This window comes from Serratia sp. 2723, from assembly GCF_050434425.1.
Classification (GTDB): domain Bacteria; phylum Pseudomonadota; class Gammaproteobacteria; order Enterobacterales; family Enterobacteriaceae; genus Chania.
In genome coordinates this window covers 352,990-375,280 of sequence record NZ_JBNDIN010000005.1, presented here as the reverse complement: position 1 = coordinate 375,280, position 22,291 = coordinate 352,990, and the positions used below count along the sequence as shown (strand labels likewise).

Here is a 22,291-nt window from a genome sequence, read left to right as displayed (position 1 = left end):
ACGATCAAGTCAAAACGTAGGGGCGCTGCATGCTGCGCCCGTTGTAGTGTTTACTGCTGGGAAGGTTTGGCGGCGCTGTTCTCCCGTATTTCTTTGACCTGCTCGGCGGTGACCGGAGCGGCGTGATTGCCCCAACTGGTGCGCACAAAGGTGGCAATCTGGGCCACCTGCTGGTCGCTCAGCCGCCAGCCAAAGTCCGGCATGGTTAGCCCGGTAGGGGCGCTTAGAGTCATCGGCGTACGTGAACCATTCAGAATGATGCTGATCACCGCAGCAGGGTCTTCCGCCAGCAGCGCCGGGTTATGGGCCAACTGTGGGAAGGTATTGCGATAGCCCTGGCCGTCGCTGCGGTGGCAGGCGGCGCAGTTGTCCAGATAAGCCTGCCCGCCTGGGTTGTCTTGGTCGGTACTGTAGAGTGCCAGCGGCATGTTGGCCTCTGGCGATTTCTGCTCATCCCCCGCAGGCAGCGATTTCAGATAGGCGGCGATCGCCTGCAAATCCTCGTCGCTCAGGTGCTGAGTGCTGTCTTGTACCACGTCCACCATGGAGCCAAAGGCGGCAAATCTGTCGCTGTGGCCGGTTTTCAGGAAACGGGCCAGATCTGCCGCGTTCCAACTACCCAGCCCGCTGAACGCATCGCCGCGCAGGCTGGCGGCGTGCCAACCCTCCAGCGTCCCGCCGCTCAGATAGGCGTCATCTGTCTGATTCAGCGCCTTCTCCTGGAAGCCGATGCCGCGTGGCGTATGGCAACTGCCGCAGTGGCCCAATCCTTGTACCAGATAGGCCCCGCGGTTCCATTGTGCGCTTTGGTTAGCGTCTGGCTGATAGATGCCATCCTCGCGGAATATGCCGTCCCACATCGCCAACGGCCAGCGCATATTCAGCGGCCACGGGATATCGCTAGCCTTATTCAACTGCACCACCGGCGTTACCCGTTGGGTGAAGTAGAGATACAGATCGCGTATATCCTCATCATTGATTTTGGCAAAAGAGGGATAGGGCATGGCCGGGTAGAGCCGAGTGCCATCACGCGTAATGCCTTTGCGCAGGGCGTCGGCGAACTCTTGTAGGCTGTAGGCACCGATACCGGTGGTTTTGTCCGGAGTGATATTGGTGGAATAGATCGCGCCAACCGGGGTGGTCATCTTCTGCCCACCGGCGAAAGCCATACCACCTGGCGCGGTATGGCAGGCGGCACAGTCACCGGCGCGGGCCAGATATTCGCCATGAGCGATTTGCCCGACCAGGTGGGTATCCTCGGCTGCCAGAGCGCTAGCGCTTAATGCCAGCAAGGCCAGCAGCGAGGGCGTTAATCCTTTCATCGTCTTCTCCTTACGTATCAGTCCTGAACCAATGGGCCAGGATTGTTCAGATACTGACTGCGGATCGCTTCCGCCGAATAATAGGCCAGCGCACCGACAATCCCGGTGGGGTTATAAGCCAGGTTCTGCGGGAAAGCGCAGGCGCCGGTGACAAACACGTTAGGCACGTCCCAGCATTGCAGGTACTTATTCACCACGCTGGTTTTTGGGTTGTCGCCGGTGATTGCCCCGCCGGTAGTGTGGGTGGATTGATACGGGCGCACGTCATAGTGCGAGCCGCTGTTCATCACCGAGATCGCCATCTGTTTCGGCTCCATGGCTTTGGCGATGTTCGCCATCTTGCTGGTAATGTGCTGGGTCATTTTGATCTCGTTAGCCTTCCAGTCGAAGGTCATACGCAACAGCGGTAGCCCATAGGCATCCCGATAGGTGGGATCGAGATCGAGATAGCAGTCGCGGTAGGGCATCACCGAGCCTTCGGAACCAATGCTCATCGAGTGCTGATAATTATCTTTGATCCCTTGCTTCCAGCCGCTGCCCCAGGTGGGTGTTCCCGGCGGTAACGACATCTGCTGGATCGGACGGCCACCGGTGCGGGTGGCGGAAATGTAGGCGCCGCCGATAAAGCCCAGCGCGCTGTGATCGAAGTTTTCCGAGTTGAGATCGTCGATCACCGTGCCTGCCGCTCCGGCTCCGATGAACGGATTGAAGTGGGTGTCCTTATCGTAAAACAGCGAAATGCCGCTATTCATCTGATAGGCGTAGTTCTTGCCAACGACTCCTTCGCCGGTGGCGGGGTCATAAGGTTTACCGATGCCGGAGAGCAGCAGCAGACGCACGTTATGCAACTGAAAGGCGCTGAGGATCACCAGATCGGCCGGTTGCTCAATCTGTTGACCCTGGGCGTCGATATAGGTGACACCGGTGGCCTTTTTGCCGCTGCTGTCCAGATTGACCTTGATGACCTGCGACTGGGTGCGCAACTCAAAGTTTTTCCGTTTCATCAGCACCGGCAGAATGGTGGTCTGTGGCGATGCCTTGGAGTACATAAAGCAGCCGAAGCGCTCACAGTAACCGCAGTAGTTACAGGGGCCGAGTTGCACGCCGTAGGGATTGGTATAAGGCTCCGAGCAGTTGGCTGCGGGAATGCTGAACGGGTGATAGCCAAGCGACTCGGCCGCCTTGCCAAACAGCGAACCAGAATAGAGTTGCTTGAGGGGGGCGGTGGGATATTCGCTGGTTCGTGGCCCTTCGAACGGGTTGCCGCCTTTGACGATGTTGCCTTGCAGGTTACCGGCCTTGCCTGCGGTGCCACAGACCCGCTCGAACTTATCGAAGTAAGGCTCCAGCTCGGTGTAACTGAGAGGATAATCCTGCAACAACATGTCTTCTGGCACCCATTTATCGCCATACTTTTCCGTTACCGTCGTACGCATTTTCAGATCGGCGGGCAGGGCGCGCCAGAGCATGCCGTTCCAGTGGACGCCAGCACCGCCAACGCCGTTACCGGGCAAAAAGGATCCTAGCTGACGATAGGGTACGGCGAAATCCGCTGGCGTGTGGCGCACGGTGACGGTTTCGTGCGCCATCTCCTGCTCCAGTTTCAGGCGGATGCCATAGGTCAATTCGTCGGCAATCCGTGGATAGGCAAAATCAGGGTAGGTATCGCGCTGCTCACCGCGCTCCAGTGCCAATACGCTCAGGCCGGTTTCGCTCAGTTCCATGCCCATAATGGCACCGGTCCAACCAAACCCGACAATCACCACGTCTACCGGTGGTTTTTTTATCATGCTCATGATTATGCATTCCTCTTGCTGGAGATACTGACCGGGCCAAGGGGATAGGCCTGATTGGGATGATCGACCCAGTCGGTGTAATCCGCCCGCGCCCCAGGGAAACCGATCAGTTTCCATGAGGCCATCGACTGGTTACCGCCGTGCTGCGGATCGGCCAGATAACCCTCTTTGGTGTTTTGCAGCAACTGGCTAAAAAAGGCTTTGCCTGGCAGGGCTTCGGAGTCCAGTTCACCTTTCTCCAACGACGTCAGGATCTGCTCTTGCTGGCTATGATCAAGATCCACAAAGGCTTTCTGGTACTGCAACTGGCAGTGCGCATTGAGGCCGCGAATGCCGATGCGGTAGGTATCCCGCGGCGTCAGTTTGGACTGGTAGCCCAGTTCTGGGGCGGAGGGGACAAAAGGGGGATGCATATACCACAGGCCGCCGTGACCATAAGGCGTTTCCATCTGCTTATCGATAAAGATCGGCACGCTTTCTTCGATGGCACCGGGGCCATTGCTATCGCTGGGGATCAGTCGATCGCAGGCCGCCAACAGGAAGCGCCACTCGTCGTTATTGAAGTAAGTGGGGACATAGTGAGAGGAGATACCCGCCGCCGAGGCTGGTGGGGACGCCAATGTCATAACGCCGGTACCTCCAACTGCGGCTAACGGGATTAACGCTAAAGTCTTTTTAAGAAAGCTCCGCCTGGGCGGTATAGAAGAGTGCTGTTGCGACATAGTTCCACCTTGAATATGTTTCACAGAAATGCCCGCGTGCGGATCAGGTACGCACTGCCGCTGTCTTGGGCAGTAACGGGCAGAGGGAGTTGCTATTCCATGGCCAATAATGATTAGCAAGCTACTGGTATGGTGATTAAAGTTTAAGTCTTGGCGGGTAAAACAAACAATAAAGCATCCGTTTCAAAACATTTTATTCACATTTATTTTGATTTAGATCATTTCATTAACAATTCACCTTGACTAATGCACCTAACAAGCTTCGGCTGATTGGTCTATTCGCTGAATTTAATTGGTCTGTATGATGCGATCTGGCATCGGTATATGCTGCTGTGGAGAACCTGCTTTTGCAGCAACCGGACGGAATACTTTTATGGCGATAAATCAATATGGTCAGCCGGTGGGCGAACCCTTGGCGCAATGGCATACCTTGCTACGGCCGCAGGAGGTGATGCTGACGGGCAAATTTTGCCGCCTCGCGATGTTGGATGCCGAACGGGACTTTGCCGCATTGTTTGCGGCTTACCAGCTAGCGCCAGATGGCCGTGACTGGACTTACCTGATGAGGGAGCGACCGGATAGCCCGCAGGAGATGCGTGCGCATCTGGAAGACCTGCAGGCCAACCCGGTGCTGGTGAATCTGGTGGTGTTCGATTTAGCCACCGATATGCCCGTCGGCACGGTGGCCTTTATGCGGATTGAAGAGGCTAGCGGCGTGTTGGAAATTGGCCACGTCTGCTGGTCACCGCTGATGAAGCAGCGTTCGTGCGCCACCGAGGCGATTTACCTGATGCTGCGCCACACCTTTGACGAGTTGGGTTACCGCCGCTGTGAATGGAAATGCGATAGCCTGAATGCACCCTCCAGGCAGGCGGCGCAACGCTTTGGTTTCCACTACGAAGGGTGTTTTTTGCAGGCGTTGGCCATCAAGGGCCGCAACCGGGATACCGATTGGTTCGCCATGATTGACCAAAACTGGCCGCAGGTGCGTGGGGCGTTCGAAGGTTGGCTGGCTGACGAAAATTTTGGCACCGACGGCCAACAGATACAGCGTTTGCAGGCGTTTATGCCGCAGAATGGCTAACAAACGTCAACCGGTTCATTTTGTAGGGGCGCAGCATGCTGCGCCCGTTCCAATTCAGCATCTTTTTCGCCAGCTCATGGCCGGAGGCGCTAGAGAAATCACCACTATAACGCCAGCACGTGGCGTTGTATTACCGTGTTAGTCAGATGCTTTTTGGCACTGCTGGTTTTGTATTCCAGCTTTTCGGCAATTGCCAGAATGCAATGCTTGGTCTCTTCTTTGACGTTGAGCATGGGTGCGTTATTCAGAACCCGGGAGACTGTCGCATGCCCCCACCCAAAGGGTGAGGGGTAGACACCGGTAATAACCGCTTACTTTAGCTCGTCAACCATGGTAGTTGCGCGGCCAATGTAGTTAGCTGGCGTCATGGCTTTCAGGCGGGTTTTCTCGTCTTCCGGCAGTTCCAGGCTATCGATAAAGGCTTGCATACCGGCCGCATCCACGCGTTTGCCACGGGTCAGCTCTTTCAGTTTTTCGTACGGCTTTTCGATGCCGTAGCGGCGCATCACGGTCTGGATCGGCTCGGCCAGCACTTCCCAGTTGTGATCCAGTTCGTCCAGCAGGTGCGCACGGTTCACTTCCAGCTTGCTGATGCCTTTCATGGTGGCCTGATAGGCAATCAGCGCATAGCCCAGGCCCACGCCCAGGTTACGCAGCACCGTGGAGTCCGTCAGGTCACGTTGCCAGCGGGAAACCGGCAGTTTGCTCGCCAGATGGCCCAGCACCGCGTTAGCCAGGCCCAGGTTGCCTTCGGAGTTCTCGAAGTCGATTGGGTTAACCTTGTGCGGCATGGTGGATGAACCGATCTCACCGGCAATGGTTTTTTGCTTGAAGTGGTTCAGGGCGATGTAACCCCAGATATCACGGTCAAAGTCGATCAGGATGGTATTGAAACGCGCCACGCAGTCGAACAGCTCGGCGATATAGTCATGCGGCTCGATCTGGGTGGTGTACGGGTTCCATGTCACCCCCAGCGAGGTGACAAATTCTTCGCTGAAACGGTGCCAGTCCACTTCCGGATAGGCCACGATATGGGCATTGTAGTTGCCCACCGCGCCGTTGATTTTACCGAGGATCTCTACGCGCTCTAGCTGGCGGTATTGACGCTCCATCCGGTAGGCCACGTTGGCAAACTCTTTACCCACGGTAGACGGGGTAGCGGGTTGACCATGGGTACGGGACAGCAGGGGAATATCGCGATATTCCAGCGCCAGCCCTTTGATGGATTCGATGATCCTGCGCCAGTGCGGCAACACCACATCCTGACGGGCGGTGTGTAACATCAGCGCGTGCGACAGGTTGTTGATGTCTTCAGAGGTACAGGCGAAGTGGATAAACTCGGACACGGCATGCAGAGCAGGTACCGCTGCCACTTTCTCTTTCAGGAAGTATTCCACCGCTTTCACATCGTGGTTGGTGGTGCGCTCGATGGTCTTGATGCGCTGGGCGTCTTCTTCACTGAATTCTGCGACGATCTTATCAAGGTAAGCGTTTGCGTTGGCGTCAAAAGCGGGAACTTCTTTGATCTCTGCGCAAGCGGCCAGTTTTTGCAGCCAACGTACTTCAACCTGCACGCGGAATTTCAGCAAGCCATACTCGCTGAAAATGGTGCGCAGTGCGCTGACTTTATCACCGTAGCGTCCATCAATGGGGGAGACGGCGGTCAGTGAGGATAATTCCATCGGTAGCAACTCCTGGGAAGTTTAACAATGAGCAACGATATGTTGCGCCTGCTTGAGCAGACGATTACGGGAAAACATTAACTGCAGGCGGCTACCGCCAACCTGTTGCCACAGCACGGCGGCACGGATACCGGCGAGCAGGGTGGCGCGAACCTTGGCCTGTACCTGCGGATTTTGCAAGATGGCGGGTGAACCTGTTACCTGGATACGCGGCCCCAAAGGTGCCACGACATCGACGTAGATACTGGCCAGGGCGCTGATGATGGTATCCGAACCCAGTTCATAATGCGCCAACTGACGCTCCAACTGGCTCAACCGCTCGCCTAGCGTATTCATCGCCGTTTTGTTGGCGTTCAGCTTGCGCTCCAGCACCATCAGGCTGATGGTATAGCGGGTCAGCTCGGCTGCCGGGCCTTTGTTATTGGCGTTGAGTACGCCAATCAAGGTTTCCAGCCCCATCTTCAGGTTACGCTCTTCACCGCCGAACACCGCCAGGGTAGAAGGGGGATCCATCTGCAACAGGCTGTTGAGTGAGGTATGGAAGGCTTCGCCATCCTGTTGCCCTTCATGCGCCAACTGCTGTACCAGACGGGCCGCTTGGCTGATCCCGGCCATGGCCAGCGTGATGTCGTAATAATTCTTCGCCACGGTTACTCCTGTATACGCTGTTCGATAATGCCGCCGCCCAGGCAGATATCGCCCTGATAGAACACGGCAGACTGGCCTGGGGTGACGGCTGCGACCGGCTCGTCGAAGCGGACTTCGATGCGTTCGGCGTCTAGCGGCGTCACGGTGCAGGGAATATCCTGCTGGCGATAACGGGTTTTAACCGTACAGCGCAGAGGTTGTGTCAACGGCAGGCGATCCACCCAATGCAACTGCTGGGCAATCAGGCCGATAGACATCAGGCGCGGATGTTCATGGCCTTGGGCGACCACCAGAATATTGTTGGCGACGTCTTTATCCACCACGTACCACGGATCTTCGCTGCTGTCTTTCATACCGCCGATGCCCAAGCCTTTGCGTTGGCCGAGGGTGTGGTACATCAAGCCCTGGTGCTCGCCGATGGTTTGGCCGTCGACGCTAACGATCGGGCCGGGCTGTGCTGGCAGATAGCGCCCCAGGAAGTCGCGGAATTTACGTTCGCCGATAAAGCAGATGCCGGTGGAGTCTTTTTTCTTGGCGGTAACCAGTTCCAGCTGTTCCGCAATGCGGCGCACCTCCGGCTTTTCCAACTCACCGACCGGGAACAGGCTTTGCGCGACCTGCTCGTGGCTCAGGGTATACAGGAAATAGCTCTGGTCTTTGTTACCGTCGACGCCGCGTAGCATACGGCTTTTGCTGTCCACGTCCTGGCGGCGGACATAGTGACCGGTAGCGATAAAATCCGCCCCCAGATCTTCAGCCGCAAACTCCAGGAACGCTTTGAATTTGATCTCTTTATTGCACAGGATATCCGGGTTAGGGGTACGGCCCGCCTTGTATTCCTCAAGGAACAGCTCGAACACATTGTCCCAGTATTCCGCCGCGAAGTTCACCGTATGCAGCTCAATGCCCAGCTTGTCGCAGACGGCTTGCGCATCGGCCAAATCGGTGGCGGCCGAGCAGTATTCCTCGTCGTCGTCTTCTTCCCAGTTCTTCATGAACAACCCAGCGACCTGATAGCCCTGTTGTTGTAACAGATAGGCAGTAACGGAAGAGTCGACGCCGCCGGACATTCCGACGATCACTTTTTTCTGGCTGTTGTCTGACATGGGGGTCTCACGAACTGTGCGATAAAAAAACAAGCGCAGGATTTTACCACGTTGGCTGCCTGCGCGCACGGCCCTTATTTGCAGCTCAAAGCGGCCAGTTAAAGCTGGCAACCAGCGACAACGGGTAGCGTTCCGGCTGCTGATAACAACGGATCGTCTCGGCCACCAGCGGTGAACGCAGGTTTTCAGCCTCCAGGATCTGCTCGGCGGTCAGCCACAGACAGCAGTCGATGTCATCGTCTTGCGGCTCGGTGGGCAGCGGCTGCTCCAGCTCAATCACAAAGCAGAAGCGCAAAAACGGCGTGCGGTCTGGCGCGATCCACTGATGCATCCGCAGAAAAGACTGTGGCGTGGCGCGGATGCCGGTTTCTTCCCACAGCTCGCGCTCGGCGGCCTGGATCAGCGTTTCATCCGCTTCGAGATGGCCGGCCGGTTGATTCCACAGGGCTTTACCGTTGATGGTTTCTTCTACCACCAAAAATTTACCGGCGGCATGAACCACGCAGGCAACGGTGACGTGCGGCTTAAACATGGCGGTTCCTTATAGTGAATCGACGGTCTGCCATTCCCCAGGTTGCAAGCTCCCCAGGGAAAAATTGCCCATACTGTAACGAATCAGGCGCAGGGTAGGGAAGCCGATATGTGCCGTCATGCGACGCACCTGGCGGTTTCGGCCCTCGTAGAGCGTGATTTTCAGCCAACTGGTGGGGATGGTCTTGCGTTCGCGGATGGGCGGAGTACGTGGCCATAACCATTCTGGTTCTTCGACCAGTTCCGCTCCGGCGGGCAGGGTTGGCCCATCGGTCAGCGTAACGCCAAGATGCAGTGCGGCCAGATCGCTTTCCTGTGGCTCGCCTTCCACTTGAACGTAATAGATTTTGCCGGTGCGTTTGCCGGGCTGGGTTAGCTGCGCCTGTAGCTTGCCGTCGTTGGTCAGCACCAGTAAGCCTTCACTGTCGCGATCGAGCCGCCCGGCGGCATAAACATCGCTGAAAGGAATGAATTTTTTCAGGGTGACGCGGCCGGCTTCGTCGGTAAACTGTGGTAACACATCAAAGGGTTTGTTGAAGATAACCACTCGCCGCGGGGCCTGTGATTTCTGGCGTGCTGCGGGTTTACTGCGGCTGAATCGTTTAACTTGGTGATTTTTAACAGAGAATTTAGTCATGGTCTTTGCGATTTCGAATGATAAGCGCATTATAGCCTAATCCGTTTCGGATTGGCGCGAGCTGAATATTCAAGTAGTATTGACACGCATCTTACAAAGCATTAACAAAAATTGCGCTTGAAGACAGAAAGGAGAGGTTGATGGAAAGCAAAGTAGTTGTTCCGGCAGAAGGTAAAAAGATTACGGTTGATGCCCAGGGTAAACTGGTTGTTCCGCATAACCCTATCATCCCGTTCATCGAAGGTGACGGTATTGGCGTTGACGTTACTCCTGCCATGATCCACGTGGTGGATGCAGCGGTTAAAAAGGCCTACCACGGCGAACGTAAAATCTCCTGGATGGAAATCTACACCGGTGAAAAATCCACCCACGTTTACGGGAAAGACGTGTGGCTGCCGGAAGAAACTCTGGAACTCATTCGTGACTACCGCGTAGCGATCAAAGGCCCACTGACTACGCCAGTGGGTGGCGGTATTCGTTCTCTGAACGTGGCTCTGCGCCAGCAGCTCGATCTGTACGTATGTCTGCGCCCGGTGCGTTATTACCAGGGCACGCCAAGCCCGGTTAAACAGCCAGAGCTGACCGATATGGTGATCTTCCGTGAAAATGCCGAAGACATCTACGCCGGCATCGAATGGAAAGCGGGTTCTGCAGAAGCCGACAAAGTGATCAAATTCCTGCGTGACGAAATGGGCGTGAAGAAGATCCGTTTCCCAGAGCAGTGCGGTATTGGCGTTAAGCCTTGTTCCGAAGAAGGCACCAAACGCCTGGTTCGTGCGGCCATCGAATACGCTATCACCAACGATCGCGATTCAGTGACGCTGGTTCACAAAGGCAACATCATGAAGTTCACCGAAGGTGCCTTCAAGGATTGGGGCTACGAACTGGCACGTGAAGAGTTCGGTGGTGAACTGATCGACGGCGGCCCATGGTTGAAAATCAAGAACCCGAACACCGGTAAAGAGATCGTGGTTAAAGACGTGATCGCCGACGCCTTCCTGCAGCAAATCCTGCTGCGCCCGGCAGAGTATGACGTGATCGCCTGTATGAACCTGAACGGTGACTACATCTCCGACGCCCTGGCAGCCCAGGTTGGTGGCATCGGTATCGCCCCTGGTGCCAACATCGGTTCCGACTGTGCGCTGTTTGAAGCCACCCACGGTACAGCACCTAAGTATGCTGGCCAGGATAAAGTAAACCCAGGCTCCATCATCCTGTCCGCTGAGATGATGCTGCGTCACATGGGCTGGTTCGAAGCGGCTGACCTGATTGTTAAGGGCATGGAAGGCGCTATCGCTGCCAAGACCGTGACTTACGATTTCGAACGCCTGATGGAAGGAGCTAAGCTGCTGAAATGTAGCGAGTTTGGCGACGCTATCGTTAAACACATGTAAGCGTGTTTTATCGTTGAATGATTACGGGAGCTTATGGCTCCCGTTTGTTTTTCCCCCTTCAAAAAGTCTTCTGCAAAACTCCTGCAAAACTCTTCTGCAAAACTGTATGTAAAAAGAGCTGTTTTCATACCCCAACAACCTTCCAATCTCTCCCCCGGTCATCGTTGTAACGGTCAGTTTGACGCTGGGATTTATGCCCCAGCAAATCCTTAGTATTCACTTTTTGCTCCCTGTACACCCGTTCTGCCAGTGAGCGGATTTGGTGAAAACCGGGTGGAGTGTCCTTATCCCAAACCTAGTCTGACAGATCCCCATGATAATGGTGGCGCGATCACTGCCAGCATTGTGTTGAACTCAACCAGGATCATCCTCCCCGGTCTATCCATATGGAGTCTTTGTGGCTCTTCGCAGGGGTTGTAGCCTTGCCAGCGTGCTTAGCCTCCTTGAAGAACCCGGAAGTTGTACCATTCATGGTACAACCGTCCCGAGTATCGCCAATCTCTTTTTCTTGAAATACTGTTCATCCAAACAGTGGTTAGGGTTAGGCAACCAAAGAGGAGGGAACCATGCAAGCAGCTGAAATTCATTACCTGGATAACACTTTTACATATAAAGGAGTCACTATGCGTTCTATTGATTAATGTTTGGATACGTAATTTAATGTTTTTAAGTTAATTGCCTTGTGCGCATCAGTTTAGGGTGCACTCATTATTGTTAATTCTGAATCAGACATATCAATTTGTCTATCTTTCTAAATAAGGACTGTTTATGTTTAAATATTTATTACCTCTGCTTGTGTTAACTACTGCATTCAACGCTCCTATCGCCAACGCGGAAAAAATGTGGGCAGTTCACGTAACAAATTTCACGGGTAGCATGCCAAATGCTAATGTCGGCTATAAAATCATGAAATATCCTATCACTGTTGAGTCTGGACCCAATATGAAAAAATTCTATTATTCTCAATTTGGTTACTTCTCAAAGAGTGGAGCGGAGGGTGGGGCCTATTACACAGGAATACAGCCGCAGGGGAATAATAGGGCTACTGCAGTGTTTTCAGTATTTGGCAAGGGAGTCAAAAAGGTATCATCGTGGTGTACTGGGGAAGCAGATGGTGCTGCCGGTGCTACATGCCTTATAAATGTGCCTTTTTCTTTTGGTACCACTTATGATTTTACGGCGACCTTGGTAAAACAAAGTGTCACTGGAAATACATGGGAGGGATATATGACCAACACAACAAACAAGGCAACTTATAAAATTGGCTCTTGGATTACGCCTTCTAGTTGGGGGCTATTAACAGGAAAGAGTATTGGGTTTATAGAGGATTACTCTGGCATCAATGGATGCAGAGACATAAAACCTACAGTTGCGGCATTTGGTGCAGGGGTAGGTACATTGTCTGATGGTCGGGTTGATATCGGAATCATAAATAAACCCTATGCGGTCGGTGCGTGTAAAGATAAAGTTCCCTATAATTCCACTGTTTCTCAAATCTTGACTGTGAGCCAAGCTAATGGTGTGAATTAAAAAATAATTAAGTGTGCTGAGGGAATTGCTTGCATCAAAATTAATGCAATGATTTTAAATTGTTTATAATGGTGCTTTTAATAGTCTATTTCCCACGAGTACTTAATCAAAAACCTCGGTATTCTCCGGGGTTTTTCATCTATAGGCTGCGCTATTGCGTGGCCTTTTTCATTGGGTCGCAACGCTAATTCCAGTTATCAACTGCAAACATCTTCATGACTACGAGTGATTACGGCGTGGTGGCTATCCGGTACCTCCGGCGCCGAGAATCAGTTCAGTTATGGCATGACTGCGATGAACGCTAACCAGGAGATGGGGACCAGTGGGTCGATTAGTGGTAGCTATCGTAGTCGTATTAGCGCACTGAATGGCACCTACAGCACAGGGAAAGGCAACCAGAGTGGCTCTGCCGGTATGACAGGGACGGTGATCGCCCACGCAGGAGGCATCACCTTTACTCCCTACACCTCAGATACTTTTGCTCTGGTAGAGGCCAAAGGAGCAGAAGGGGCCAGCGTGTCGTCGTATCCTGGGGTGAACGTTAATTCCCGTGGCTATGCGGTGGTGCCCTACCTGAACCCCTACCAGATGGATGAAATCAGTATTGACCCGAAAGGAACGGCGGCGGACGTTGAGTTGGATAACACCAGTCAGAAAATTGCGCCGTATTCCGGAGCGGTGGTGAAATTGAAATACAACACCAAGCAGGGGACGGCAATTTTGGTGAATGCGACCTACCAGGGCGAACCGGTACCGTTCGGTGCCGATCTCTTTGATAGCAATGGCAATAGTGTGGGTTCCGTGGGGCAAGGTGGGCAGATGTATGCTCGCGTAGCGGAAGAAAAAGGACAACTGATTGTGAAATGGGACGCCGGTAGTGAAATGCAATGTAATGTACTGTGGGGTATATGCTTATGCAGCAGGCAAAAAGCAGTCCCGTTACGGCGATTCAATTTACCAATAGCGCGTGATTCATCGCTTGGTTGATCTGTAATCATCCTGCGAAGCTGTAGCTATCCCCGATACTCGTAGTGTTCTTCCAGACCCTAATTTTGAAACCTATCATAACTCATTGATTTTAAATTAATGAAAGCGGACGGGCGGAAAAAGGGTTTTCCGGAGGATTTTAAGGTTATTATTTAATTAACAGAAGATTAGCGATAGAATGTAACAGTTCACTGCCGTACAGGCAGCTTAGAAAGCTTGGAGAACCTGTAAATATTTCATCATAAAGTTCACTGCCGTACAGGCAGCTTAGAAATATTTCTAATCGTTTTTCTAATGCTATTCCAAGTTCACTGCCGTACAGGCAGCTTAGAAAACGCTGGTGAAGAAATTCAACGCTGGCGATGTGTTCACTGCCGTACAGGCAGCTTAGAAATCATACTTACCGCGCAGATAAGCCATAGCGCCGTTCACTGCCGTACAGGCAGCTTAGAAAGCGTACTGAGCCGCGAGGGAAACGTGACAATCGTTCACTGCCGTACAGGCAGCTTAGAAATGGGGCGAACCAGTCTATCTGGCACCAATCACGTTCACTGCCGTACAGGCAGCTTAGAAATGTCGATTTTGTGTAGAAGAGCGTTACATCGAGTTCACTGCCGTACAGGCAGCTTAGAAATACTATTTCGCGTGGGAAGCCTTTGAGGACGCGTTCACTGCCGTACAGGCAGCTTAGAAAAGTAGAACGTGGCCAGGATGCGGAAGCATTCGGTTCACTGCCGTACAGGCAGCTTAGAAAGCTGGCGCTGCATGTCCACGGCGGGACCTCGAGTTCACTGCCGTACAGGCAGCTTAGAAAAGTGATCAGCAGGCGTTTGCCCTGGCTGCGGTGTTCACTGCCGTACAGGCAGCTTAGAAACAGAACTGCCAACGGTGATGCAGGAGCAGAAAGTTCACTGCCGTACAGGCAGCTTAGAAAGTCAATCGTCTGTTGATCGGCCCATGTCCATAGTTCACTGCCGTACAGGCAGCTTAGAAACCTAATGAGGTGTCTGGGATTGCCTCATCCCTGTTCACTGCCGTACAGGCAGCTTAGAAATGTCGTACCCCAGTGATCAGCCTCTCACCACGGTTCACTGCCGTACAGGCAGCTTAGAAATTACGGCTAGCGAAGGCGTTAAGCACCGTAGTGTTCACTGCCGTACAGGCAGCTTAGAAAATCAGATGGACAAGGTATGCGGACGTTCTGCCGTTCACTGCCGTACAGGCAGCTTAGAAAATTGGGCTGACCAGCGGGATACCTTCGCTTGAGTTCACTGCCGTACAGGCAGCTTAGAAAAATAACTCATGGGAATCGAAGCGCAACGACTCGTTCACTGCCGTACAGGCAGCTTAGAAATATCCCGACAAGATGTGATCAACACCATGCGCGTTCACTGCCGTACAGGCAGCTTAGAAACACAGAAGCCCGGAGCCATTGAGTATTGCGGCGTTCACTGCCGTACAGGCAGCTTAGAAACCGGGCAGCAGGCGTGCGTGGCCAGTTGTCCGTTCACTGCCGTACAGGCAGCTTAGAAATTCCAATGCGTCACCCATCGGGCCTTTTAATAGTTCACTGCCGTACAGGCAGCTTAGAAAAGGAGCATGACGACGACCTGAGGGATCGGGTGGTTCACTGCCGTACAGGCAGCTTAGAAAATTGGCGTGGTGGGACTGGGGGCCGCCCTGGGGTTCACTGTCGCACAATCAACTTTTTCCACCCCAAGCTTGTTTTAATTATTAAGGTAATTGATATAAATTATTCACACTCTGTATCCATCCTTATGATTCATAATCAATAAAAATTAAAAAAATCCAACTTACATCACTCTATCTAATGAGTAAGTTATGCTAAAACAGCAATATCGCTTTGGCATCTGTCATAGATAATCACGAACTGAGTGGCCTATGGCATAAAAACAGGGAAGTTTTCATTTCGTGCAAAATCAATTTTCGCCTTCGGATTTAAAAACAATTCTGCATTCAAAGCGTGCGAATCTCTACTACCTGCAGCATTGCCGGATCCTGGTCAGCGGCGGCAGGGTGGAGTATGTCACTGATGAAGGTAAGCAATCCTTGTATTGGAACATCCCGATTGCAAATACCACAGCGGTGATGCTGGGGACGGGAACTTCCGTTACTCAGGCAGCAATGCGTGAGTTTGCAAAAGCCGGGGTGCTGGTTGGATTCTGTGGCGGCGGTGGCACACCTTTATTTGCCGCTAATGAAGTGGAGGTGGACGTCTCTTGGTTAACCTCGCAAAGCGAATATCGGCCTACCGAATATTTACAGCACTGGGTCAGCTTCTGGTTTGATGATGACAAGCGCCTGGCGGCGGCTATTGCTTTTCAACGGCAGCGTATCGTTCAGATACGTACTCATTGGCTTTCGGCACGTATGCAGCGCGAACAAGGATTCGACATCGATGCGGCACGTCTTAATCCGGTGTTGGACAATTTTATGCAGCGTTTGTCCTCCTGCCAAAATAGCAACGATGTCTTGGTGCAAGAAGCCGTTATGACCAAAGCGCTCTATAAACTGGCGGCCAACAGTGTGAATTACGGTGAGTTCAACAGAGCTAAGCGCGGCGGTGGGGTCGATACCGCTAACCGGTTTTTGGACCATGGTAATTATCTGGCGTATGGACTTGGCGCAACGGCAGCTTGGGTTATCGGCTTGCCGCATGGGCTGTCAATACTGCATGGCAAAACTCGTCGTGGTGGTTTGGTATTTGATATCGCCGATCTGATTAAAGATGCTTTGATTCTGCCGCAGGCCTTTGTTGCCGCCATGGCCGGAGAAGATGAGCAGGAATTTCGCCAGCGCTGTCTGCGTGGATTTCAGCAAGCGGATGCGTTGGATGTAATGATTGATACCCTCAAGGAAACGGCAGAAAGCTTGTCGTCAGTGGGCAAATGAATATTTTGCTGATTGCCCAATGCAATAAAAAGGCATTGGTAGAGACTCGCCGCATCCTGGACCAGTTCGCCGAGCGTAAAGGTGATAGAACCTGGCAAACTGCGATCACGCTGGAAGGGTTGAATACGCTGAGAAAACTGCTGCGTAAAACCGCCAGGCGCAATACTGCGGTGGCTTGTCACTGGATAAAAGGCGGCAATCAGACCGAACTGCTATGGATAGTGGGCAATTTACGGCGTTTTAACTCCGAGGGTTCGGTGCCGACCAATACCACTGAGCGCGATGTGCTCCGTAGCAAGGATGAAAATAGCTGGCATAGCGTAGAAGCGATTGCATTGATGGCGGGGATCGCCGGGCTTTTTCATGATTTCGGCAAGGCCAACCTTTTATTCCAGAATGGATTACGCGGCGAAGGGAAATATTTTCAACCCTATCGGCATGAGTGGGTTTCATTGAGGTTGTTTTGTGCCTGGGTAGGAGAACGGAGCGATAAACAATGGTTAGCGGCGCTGGCAGCGATCGACAAGAGCGATGAAAGCCAAATGTTAACTACCCTGATCAAGGACTCCGTTGACGTTTCTACTAATCCATTTCTCTCTTTGCCACCGCTGGCAACAACCATTGCCTGGTTGATTGTCTCCCATCACCGTTTGCCTGCTTACCCTAAAATGGAGCAGGGAAGTGGGAACCCGCCAGAATTAAAGGATATGGACGGCTGGCTAACGACACAATTAGTTGCAGAGTGGAACTCAACGAATAGCCTAATTGAAGGTTGGACAGTTGAAGAACGCCGTGCAGTATGGGGTTTCCCGCATGGCACACCAATGCGCAGTGCTATCTGGCGGGAAAAAGCGCACAAATTTGCCCAACGTGCGTTGCAATTATCCTCACTGATGCAATTTGGCGTATTGGACCAACGTTTCACCAGTCATATGGCGCGTTTGGTGCTGATGCTGGCAGATCATCACTATTCATCCTTAGCGCCGACGGAAGGCTGGCAAGATGCCGCTTATCAAGCATATGCCAATACCGATCGTCAAACGGGTGGGTTGAAGCAACAACTGGATGAGCACAATATCGGGGTGGGGCAGAATGCGTTGTTATTGGGGCGTAGCTTGCCGCATATCCGGACCACGTTACCGGCGATCACACGTCATAAAGGTTTCAAACAGCGCAGTAAGACAGATCAATTCCGTTGGCAGGATAGAGCTTATGATCTTGCATGTGCCGTTCGTGAACGTTCGGTTAAGCAAGGCTTCTTTGGCGTTAATATGGCTTCTACGGGCTGTGGCAAAACGTTTGCCAATGCGCGAATTATGTATGGCTTGGCCGATGAAAAGTCAGGCTGCCGTTTTTCCGTTGCTTTGGGGCTACGCACCTTAACCTTGCAGACCGGCGATGCGCTTAAAACCAGGTTAATGTTGGAAGATGACGATCTGGCCGTATTGGTGGGTTCCGCCGCCGTGCGGGAACTGCATCAACTCAATAATGATAAAGCTGAACTGCGCGGTACAGGCAGCGCTTCGGCAGAGGCGCTGTTCGCCGAACATCATTACGTCAGCTACGGTGGCAGTCTGGACGATGGGCGCTTAAGTCGTTGGCTACAAGATAGTGGCAACTTGCACAAACTGTTGAGTGCGCCGGTATTGGTGACCACTATCGACCATTTGATCGGTGCGACTGAAGGTGTGCGCGGTGGCAAGCAAATCGCACCGATGTTGCGCCTGCTGACTGCCGATCTGGTGTTGGATGAACCGGACGATTTTGATATTGCCGATTTGCCCGCGTTATGCCGCCTGGTCAACTGGGCGGGAATGTTAGGTTCGCGCGTGCTGCTCTCTTCCGCCACTTTGCCGCCTGCGCTGGTTCAGGCGTTGTTTAATGCATATAAAGCGGGACGGGCGGATTATCAGCAAGTGTGCGGCCAGCCAGAGACGCCATTAAATATCTGTTGCGCCTGGTTTGATGAGAACGATGCCGTAGCGCACGATGTACAAGGTGCGAAAGAGTTTAAAGCTGCGCATGAGGCATTTATCGCGCAGCGGGTGGCAAAACTGCAAAACGTCGCAGTTTTGCGCCGTGCACAGTTGATTAAGGTGCAACCAGTAAACCAGCGGAAAAGCACAGTACTGGATAGCGTGGCGGAAACACTATTGGTCGCCATGCGGCAGTTGCATGCGCTTCATCATCAAGAACATCCCGAGGGTAAAACCGTGTCGTTGGGGGTGATCCGCATGGCAAATATTAATCCTTTGGTGGCGGTAACTCAGCGGTTATTACGCATGTCAGCGCCAGAGAATACGAGAGTCCATTACTGTGTTTATCACAGCCAACATCCACTGGCGATGCGTTCACATATCGAGCGGCGGCTGGATGAAACTCTGACGCGCTATTGCGAAACGGCACTGTGGCAAATCACGGAAATCAAACATGCATTGGCGAATTATCCTGAGCAGCATCATCTGTTTGTGGTACTGGCGACATCTGTTGCCGAAGTTGGCCGCGATCATGATTACGATTGGGCCATTGCTGAACCGAGTTCAATGCGCTCGTTGATCCAATTGGCAGGGCGTATCCAGCGTCACCGGCAGAAGCCTTGTACGTCGCCAAACCTGCATATTCTGCAAAAAAACGTGAGGGCGTTGCAGGGGAATAAACCGGCTTATTATCGGCCAGGATTTGAGTCTGAGAAATACCGGCTTCAGCTCAACAGCCACGACTTGGCGGAGATTTTACAGCCAGCGCAATATGAAACGATCAGTGCCATTCCCCGAGTACAGGAATCTTTGAAACTGAGAGCCCATGACAATTTGGTCGATCTGGAGCATGCCTGTTTACGCAGCGTGTTGCAGGGACGACAGGATCTTGAGGAGAAATATTACGCCGCTATTTGGTGGCGCAAACAGGCCACTTGGTGCGCGGAGCAGCAGCGGGTGAGCCCATTTCGGCAATCTACTGAGGAAGAGTCGCATTATCTGTGGATGGAAGATGAAGTGGATAGGCCGCGCTTTAAATTCCCGGATATTGTCCCTGGTCGGTGGAAGCTCAGCGATAACTTTCGCGAGATTGAGGTTACTTTCGCCAAGGGCGTTGGTGCCTGGCTCACTGAGGACTACCCCACAATTTACCAAGAGCTGGCCGATAAGCTGGGGATGGAGTTATCAGAGGTGAGTCAGAAATTCGGTGAGATCAATCTACGAAAAAACAAGGCAGATCAATGGCATTTCCACCCGCTTTTGGGGGTATTTGGCGCACTCGAATGAGTGCGCCGCTGCCTGTACGGCAGTTTACTCTGTAGAACATATTTCTAAGCTGCCTATACGGCAGTTGGGTGATGGTAAACGGCTAAAAAAACAAATACCAGAACTTCTGAATTTTGTTGTAGTACATAGGATGAATTTTTCGTAAGATGCTTCCAATCACATGTGTATTCCTGACTGGGGTATCAAAATGAAACAAGGATGGATGGCCAAGGCTTGCAGGGCAATACAACTAGTTACTATCTGTGTTGTTTGCATAAATCCACTGATTTATGGTGAGGAGGGCAAGTCTTTATCAATCGAGGAGACGAGGGCAGTCTCTATCTTCACCATTAATATCAATATATAACCATGCTCCGGTTCTTTCGTCGAACCGGAAAGGCAAGGAGCGTTAGATGGCTGATAACGGATTAACCGCTTTAATTGTTGAATATATAGCCAGCCGCAAGCAGCCCAAGTTGGAGGTGCTGGAGAAAGAGACGGCAAAAAAATTGGCGGGGCTGACTGACCCCGAAGAGATCGCAGTTGCTAAACAAACGGCATTAGAGCAAAGGCAGGAGCTGGAGAAAAACTACGCACCACGCAATTGGCTGACCGATGCCGCAGGCCGTGCTGGGCAAGTCAGTTTGGTGACCCATGCGCTGAAATTTACCCACAGCGATGCCAAGGGCAGCAGTATTTTCAGCCCGGGTCTGTTGGAGCAGACAACAAACACTCTTTCTACCGCTTCATTATCACAGCCTGCTGTTGATGCTGTCGGCAATGCGGCGGCGTTGGACGTGGCAAAGTTGCTACAGTTGGAATATGAAGGCGAGTCGCTGATTGCCTGTTTAAGCCGTGATAACCCCGCGCCGTTGCAGGAACTGGCAGAAAACCCGCAACAGCTGGAACAGTGGGTCGTAGGATTCAAGCAAGTTTTGGCCAATAAACATCTCTCTTCTCACACCTTGGCCAAGCAGATCTATTTCCCGATAGGGCCGGGCGAATACCATTTGCTAAGTCCGTTGTTCTCTTCATCACTGGCTCATGCAATGCACAGCCGCATCAGCAAAGCGCGTTTTAGCGATACCTCCAAAGAGATTTACCAAGCCTTCAAAGCAGGTGAATGGCACCCTGAGCCACGTGTGATTTACCCAAAAACGGCTGTGGTAAACATGGGCGGTACCAAGCCGCAAAATATTTCCTATCTCAACAGCGTACGTGGTGGTCGGACTTGGTTGCTGCCTTGCGCGGCTCCGGTTTGGCAAAGCCAAAATAAGCCACCGCTAAACCAAAGCTCTATTTTCCAAGAGCGTAAAACATTCTCTGCGATGGCTAGAGACGCGGTGTGGCAGTTGAAGCAATACCTGCGCAGCCTTAACCCGCAGGATCGAAATACAGAGATCCGCCAGCAGCGTGCTGCCTATGTGGATGAGATTATCGATACTTTGTTCAGCTATGTGGCCGGGATCCAAAATAGGGAAGATTGGCAACGCTGGAGCATGGAAGAAGAGTGCCAACTGTCGCGTGCGCAGCAGTTGTGGCTTGATCCATGGCGGATGAAGGATGATAAAGACTTCCAGTTTGAGCGTGAAGGTGGGGATTGGAAAAAGGAAATCGCTATCGACTTCGGCGTCTGGCTCAATCACCAGTTAAAAACCGAAGAGATGAAGTTTAGCGAGGTTGAACGCCGCGAATGGTCAACCACGTCTTTGTTCAAACGTCGCCTGCGGGAGTTCGAACAAGAATTTAAGGAGGACTTCGCATGAGTACGTTGATCGTATTACGTCACGTCCGGGTGGAGAACGCCAATGCCGTTGCCGGGCTGACCTATGGTTTCCCTGCCATCACTCATTTTCTCGGTTACAGCCATGCTTTATCCCGCAAATTGCAGCAGAGCCACGGTTTAACCTTGGCAAACTGCGGTGTAGTTTGCCATCAGCAACAGCTCCATGCGTATTCCTCTGGGCGTGATTATGCTTTTGCCTTGACGCGCAACCCATTGACGAAAGAAGCGAAAACGGCAGCGTTCAATGAAGAAGGGCGGATGCATATCACGGTTTCGTTATTGATGGAATGCCACGGCACCATAGTTAACGGCGATCAAGGCGCTAAAGCATTGGAAGCACACCTTGCAGAAGTGTGTCCAACTCAGCGCTTGGCCGGTGGGGTGATCACCGACATTGGCGCGATTAAGGTGATGGGAACTCCTGAAAAACCAGAGGATCTGCGTAAGTTGATGCGCCGTCTGTTACCCGGGTTTGCCTTGCTCGATCGCTCCGAGTTATTGGCCAATCATTATCAAACGTTGCGTGAGAGTAACCCACAGGCAGAGCTAATTGATGCGTGGTTAGACTTTGCGGCGCTGAAATATCAGGCGCAAGATGAACAAGATCCTCAATGGTGCTATCAGCCAAAACCTGCTGCTGGTTACTTGGTGCCGCTTCAGACTGGATATCGTGCGATCTCTCAACTGTATGCGCCGGGTGAGGTCGAGAAATCACGTGATCCAACAACGCCTTTTCGTTTTGCCGAACCTGTCTATGGCATTGGCGAGTGGCGCAGCCTACACCGCATTACCGATCTGAATCAGTTGTTATGGCAATACCATCATCAAGGCGATGACTACCTCTGCCGCACTGCGGCGCCAGTCATCACGGAAGACTATCAATATAACGAAGAAGATTAACTTAAAGGATT

Annotated in this window: 16 protein-coding genes, 2 pseudogenes and 1 CRISPR repeat array; of the genes and pseudogenes, 8 read left to right on the top strand and 10 right to left on the bottom strand. The window is 52.5% G+C overall.

The annotated features are described in order from the left end of the window. Window positions 1–50: 50 nt before the first annotated feature. From ABIE29_RS10635 to ABIE29_RS10625, 3 genes are read right to left on the bottom strand one after another with little or no spacing between them, the layout of a single operon-like run. The gene (locus ABIE29_RS10635) at window positions 51–1,322 is read right to left on the bottom strand and encodes a c-type cytochrome (RefSeq protein WP_429618571.1); all 1,272 of its coding nucleotides are present in this window, start codon (window positions 1,320–1,322) and stop codon (window positions 51–53) included. Between the two features lie 17 nt (window positions 1,323–1,339). Then, window positions 1,340–3,121, bottom strand: coding sequence for a GMC family oxidoreductase (locus ABIE29_RS10630; protein ID WP_429618613.1), 1,782 nt, complete (start codon window positions 3,119–3,121; stop codon window positions 1,340–1,342). Next, complete coding sequence (locus tag ABIE29_RS10625; RefSeq protein ID WP_429618569.1) at window positions 3,121–3,840, bottom strand: gluconate 2-dehydrogenase subunit 3 family protein; 720 nt, start codon at window positions 3,838–3,840, stop codon at window positions 3,121–3,123. The genes ABIE29_RS10630 and ABIE29_RS10625 overlap by 1 nt, the downstream gene beginning before the upstream one ends. A 373-nt stretch (window positions 3,841–4,213) precedes the next feature. Here ABIE29_RS10625 and ABIE29_RS10620 point away from each other — a divergent pair, with 373 nt between their 5' ends. After that, window positions 4,214–4,924, top strand: a complete 711-nt coding sequence (locus ABIE29_RS10620) for a GNAT family N-acetyltransferase (RefSeq protein ID WP_429618568.1) — start codon at window positions 4,214–4,216, stop codon at window positions 4,922–4,924. 107 nt (window positions 4,925–5,031) lie between these two features. Here ABIE29_RS10620 and ABIE29_RS10615 read toward each other — a convergent pair. The 6 genes and pseudogenes from ABIE29_RS10615 to rluE all read right to left on the bottom strand — a co-directional run. Continuing rightward, window positions 5,032–5,229, bottom strand: a pseudogene (locus ABIE29_RS10615) (LacI family DNA-binding transcriptional regulator); the annotation flags it as partial. A 6-nt stretch (window positions 5,230–5,235) separates the two neighbouring features. Beyond that, window positions 5,236–6,606 carry an adenylosuccinate lyase gene (gene purB, locus ABIE29_RS10610; protein WP_429618566.1) on the bottom strand — a complete coding sequence of 457 codons (1,371 nt, stop codon included), beginning with the start codon at window positions 6,604–6,606 and terminating at the stop codon, window positions 5,236–5,238. A gap of 21 nt (window positions 6,607–6,627) precedes the next feature. Further along, window positions 6,628–7,254, bottom strand: coding sequence for a high frequency lysogenization protein HflD (hflD, locus tag ABIE29_RS10605; RefSeq protein WP_429618565.1), 627 nt, complete (start codon window positions 7,252–7,254; stop codon window positions 6,628–6,630). Window positions 7,255–7,256: 2 nt separating this feature from the next. After that, window positions 7,257–8,360 carry a tRNA 2-thiouridine(34) synthase MnmA gene (gene mnmA, locus ABIE29_RS10600; protein WP_429618564.1) on the bottom strand — a complete coding sequence of 368 codons (1,104 nt, stop codon included), beginning with the start codon at window positions 8,358–8,360 and terminating at the stop codon, window positions 7,257–7,259. A gap of 85 nt (window positions 8,361–8,445) precedes the next feature. Continuing rightward, window positions 8,446–8,892, bottom strand: a complete 447-nt coding sequence (locus ABIE29_RS10595; RefSeq protein WP_429618562.1) for an NUDIX hydrolase — start codon at window positions 8,890–8,892, stop codon at window positions 8,446–8,448. A 9-nt stretch (window positions 8,893–8,901) separates the two neighbouring features. Further along, the gene (rluE, locus tag ABIE29_RS10590) at window positions 8,902–9,528 is read right to left on the bottom strand and encodes a 23S rRNA pseudouridine(2457) synthase RluE (RefSeq protein ID WP_429618561.1); all 627 of its coding nucleotides are present in this window, start codon (window positions 9,526–9,528) and stop codon (window positions 8,902–8,904) included. A gap of 140 nt (window positions 9,529–9,668) precedes the next feature. Between rluE and icd the strand changes: the two genes are divergently transcribed. Continuing rightward, complete coding sequence (icd, locus tag ABIE29_RS10585) at window positions 9,669–10,922, top strand: NADP-dependent isocitrate dehydrogenase (protein ID WP_021804667.1); 1,254 nt, start codon at window positions 9,669–9,671, stop codon at window positions 10,920–10,922. Window positions 10,923–11,046: 124 nt separating this feature from the next. On the opposite strand, the pseudogene ABIE29_RS10580 reads toward icd, so the two are convergent. Next, a pseudogene (locus ABIE29_RS10580) lies at window positions 11,047–11,214 on the bottom strand (integrase); the annotation flags it as partial. 476 nt (window positions 11,215–11,690) lie between these two features. Here ABIE29_RS10580 and ABIE29_RS10575 point away from each other — a divergent pair. From ABIE29_RS10575 to csy2, 6 genes are all read left to right on the top strand, one after another. Continuing rightward, window positions 11,691–12,452, top strand: a complete 762-nt coding sequence (locus ABIE29_RS10575) for a DUF3472 domain-containing protein (RefSeq protein WP_429618560.1) — start codon at window positions 11,691–11,693, stop codon at window positions 12,450–12,452. A gap of 225 nt (window positions 12,453–12,677) precedes the next feature. Further along, window positions 12,678–13,439 (top strand): fimbria/pilus outer membrane usher protein, encoded by a 762-nt coding sequence (locus ABIE29_RS10570; protein ID WP_429618558.1) that lies wholly within the window; start codon window positions 12,678–12,680, stop codon window positions 13,437–13,439. A 186-nt stretch (window positions 13,440–13,625) separates the two neighbouring features. Beyond that, window positions 13,626–15,092: a CRISPR direct-repeat array (repeat unit 28 nt; unit sequence GTTCACTGCCGTACAGGCAGCTTAGAAA). Between the two features lie 279 nt (window positions 15,093–15,371). After that, entirely contained in the window at window positions 15,372–16,352 is a 981-nt protein-coding gene (gene cas1f / locus ABIE29_RS10565; RefSeq protein ID WP_429618556.1) for a type I-F CRISPR-associated endonuclease Cas1f, read from the top strand. After that, window positions 16,349–19,615 carry a type I-F CRISPR-associated helicase Cas3f gene (gene cas3f, locus ABIE29_RS10560; protein ID WP_429618555.1) on the top strand — a complete coding sequence of 1,089 codons (3,267 nt, stop codon included), beginning with the start codon at window positions 16,349–16,351 and terminating at the stop codon, window positions 19,613–19,615. Before cas1f ends, cas3f begins: the two co-directional genes overlap by 4 nt. A 392-nt stretch (window positions 19,616–20,007) precedes the next feature. Continuing rightward, entirely contained in the window at window positions 20,008–21,360 is a 1,353-nt protein-coding gene (csy1, locus tag ABIE29_RS10555) for a type I-F CRISPR-associated protein Csy1 (protein ID WP_429618553.1), read from the top strand. Further along, window positions 21,357–22,280 (top strand): type I-F CRISPR-associated protein Csy2, encoded by a 924-nt coding sequence (gene csy2 / locus ABIE29_RS10550; protein WP_429618552.1) that lies wholly within the window; start codon window positions 21,357–21,359, stop codon window positions 22,278–22,280. Before csy1 ends, csy2 begins: the two co-directional genes overlap by 4 nt. The last annotated feature ends 11 nt before the right edge of the window (window positions 22,281–22,291 follow it).

What these genes read in the sequence shown, in the direction of transcription:
- cas3f (WP_429618555.1), top strand. Translation starts at nt 16,349, where the DNA reads ATGAATATTTTGCTGATTGCCCAATGCAATAAAAAGGCATTGGTAGAG.
- csy1 (WP_429618553.1), top strand. Translation starts at nt 20,008, where the DNA reads ATGGCTGATAACGGATTAACCGCTTTAATTGTTGAATATATAGCCAGC.
- rluE (WP_429618561.1), bottom strand. Translation starts at nt 9,528, where the DNA reads ATGACTAAATTCTCTGTTAAAAATCACCAAGTTAAACGATTCAGCCGC.
- ABIE29_RS10620 (WP_429618568.1), top strand. Translation starts at nt 4,214, where the DNA reads ATGGCGATAAATCAATATGGTCAGCCGGTGGGCGAACCCTTGGCGCAA.
- ABIE29_RS10635 (WP_429618571.1), bottom strand. Translation starts at nt 1,322, where the DNA reads ATGAAAGGATTAACGCCCTCGCTGCTGGCCTTGCTGGCATTAAGCGCT.
- ABIE29_RS10595 (WP_429618562.1), bottom strand. Translation starts at nt 8,892, where the DNA reads ATGTTTAAGCCGCACGTCACCGTTGCCTGCGTGGTTCATGCCGCCGGT.
- icd (WP_021804667.1), top strand. Translation starts at nt 9,669, where the DNA reads ATGGAAAGCAAAGTAGTTGTTCCGGCAGAAGGTAAAAAGATTACGGTT.
- csy2 (WP_429618552.1), top strand. Translation starts at nt 21,357, where the DNA reads ATGAGTACGTTGATCGTATTACGTCACGTCCGGGTGGAGAACGCCAAT.
- mnmA (WP_429618564.1), bottom strand. Translation starts at nt 8,360, where the DNA reads ATGTCAGACAACAGCCAGAAAAAAGTGATCGTCGGAATGTCCGGCGGC.
- ABIE29_RS10575 (WP_429618560.1), top strand. Translation starts at nt 11,691, where the DNA reads ATGTTTAAATATTTATTACCTCTGCTTGTGTTAACTACTGCATTCAAC.
- ABIE29_RS10625 (WP_429618569.1), bottom strand. Translation starts at nt 3,840, where the DNA reads ATGTCGCAACAGCACTCTTCTATACCGCCCAGGCGGAGCTTTCTTAAA.
- purB (WP_429618566.1), bottom strand. Translation starts at nt 6,606, where the DNA reads ATGGAATTATCCTCACTGACCGCCGTCTCCCCCATTGATGGACGCTAC.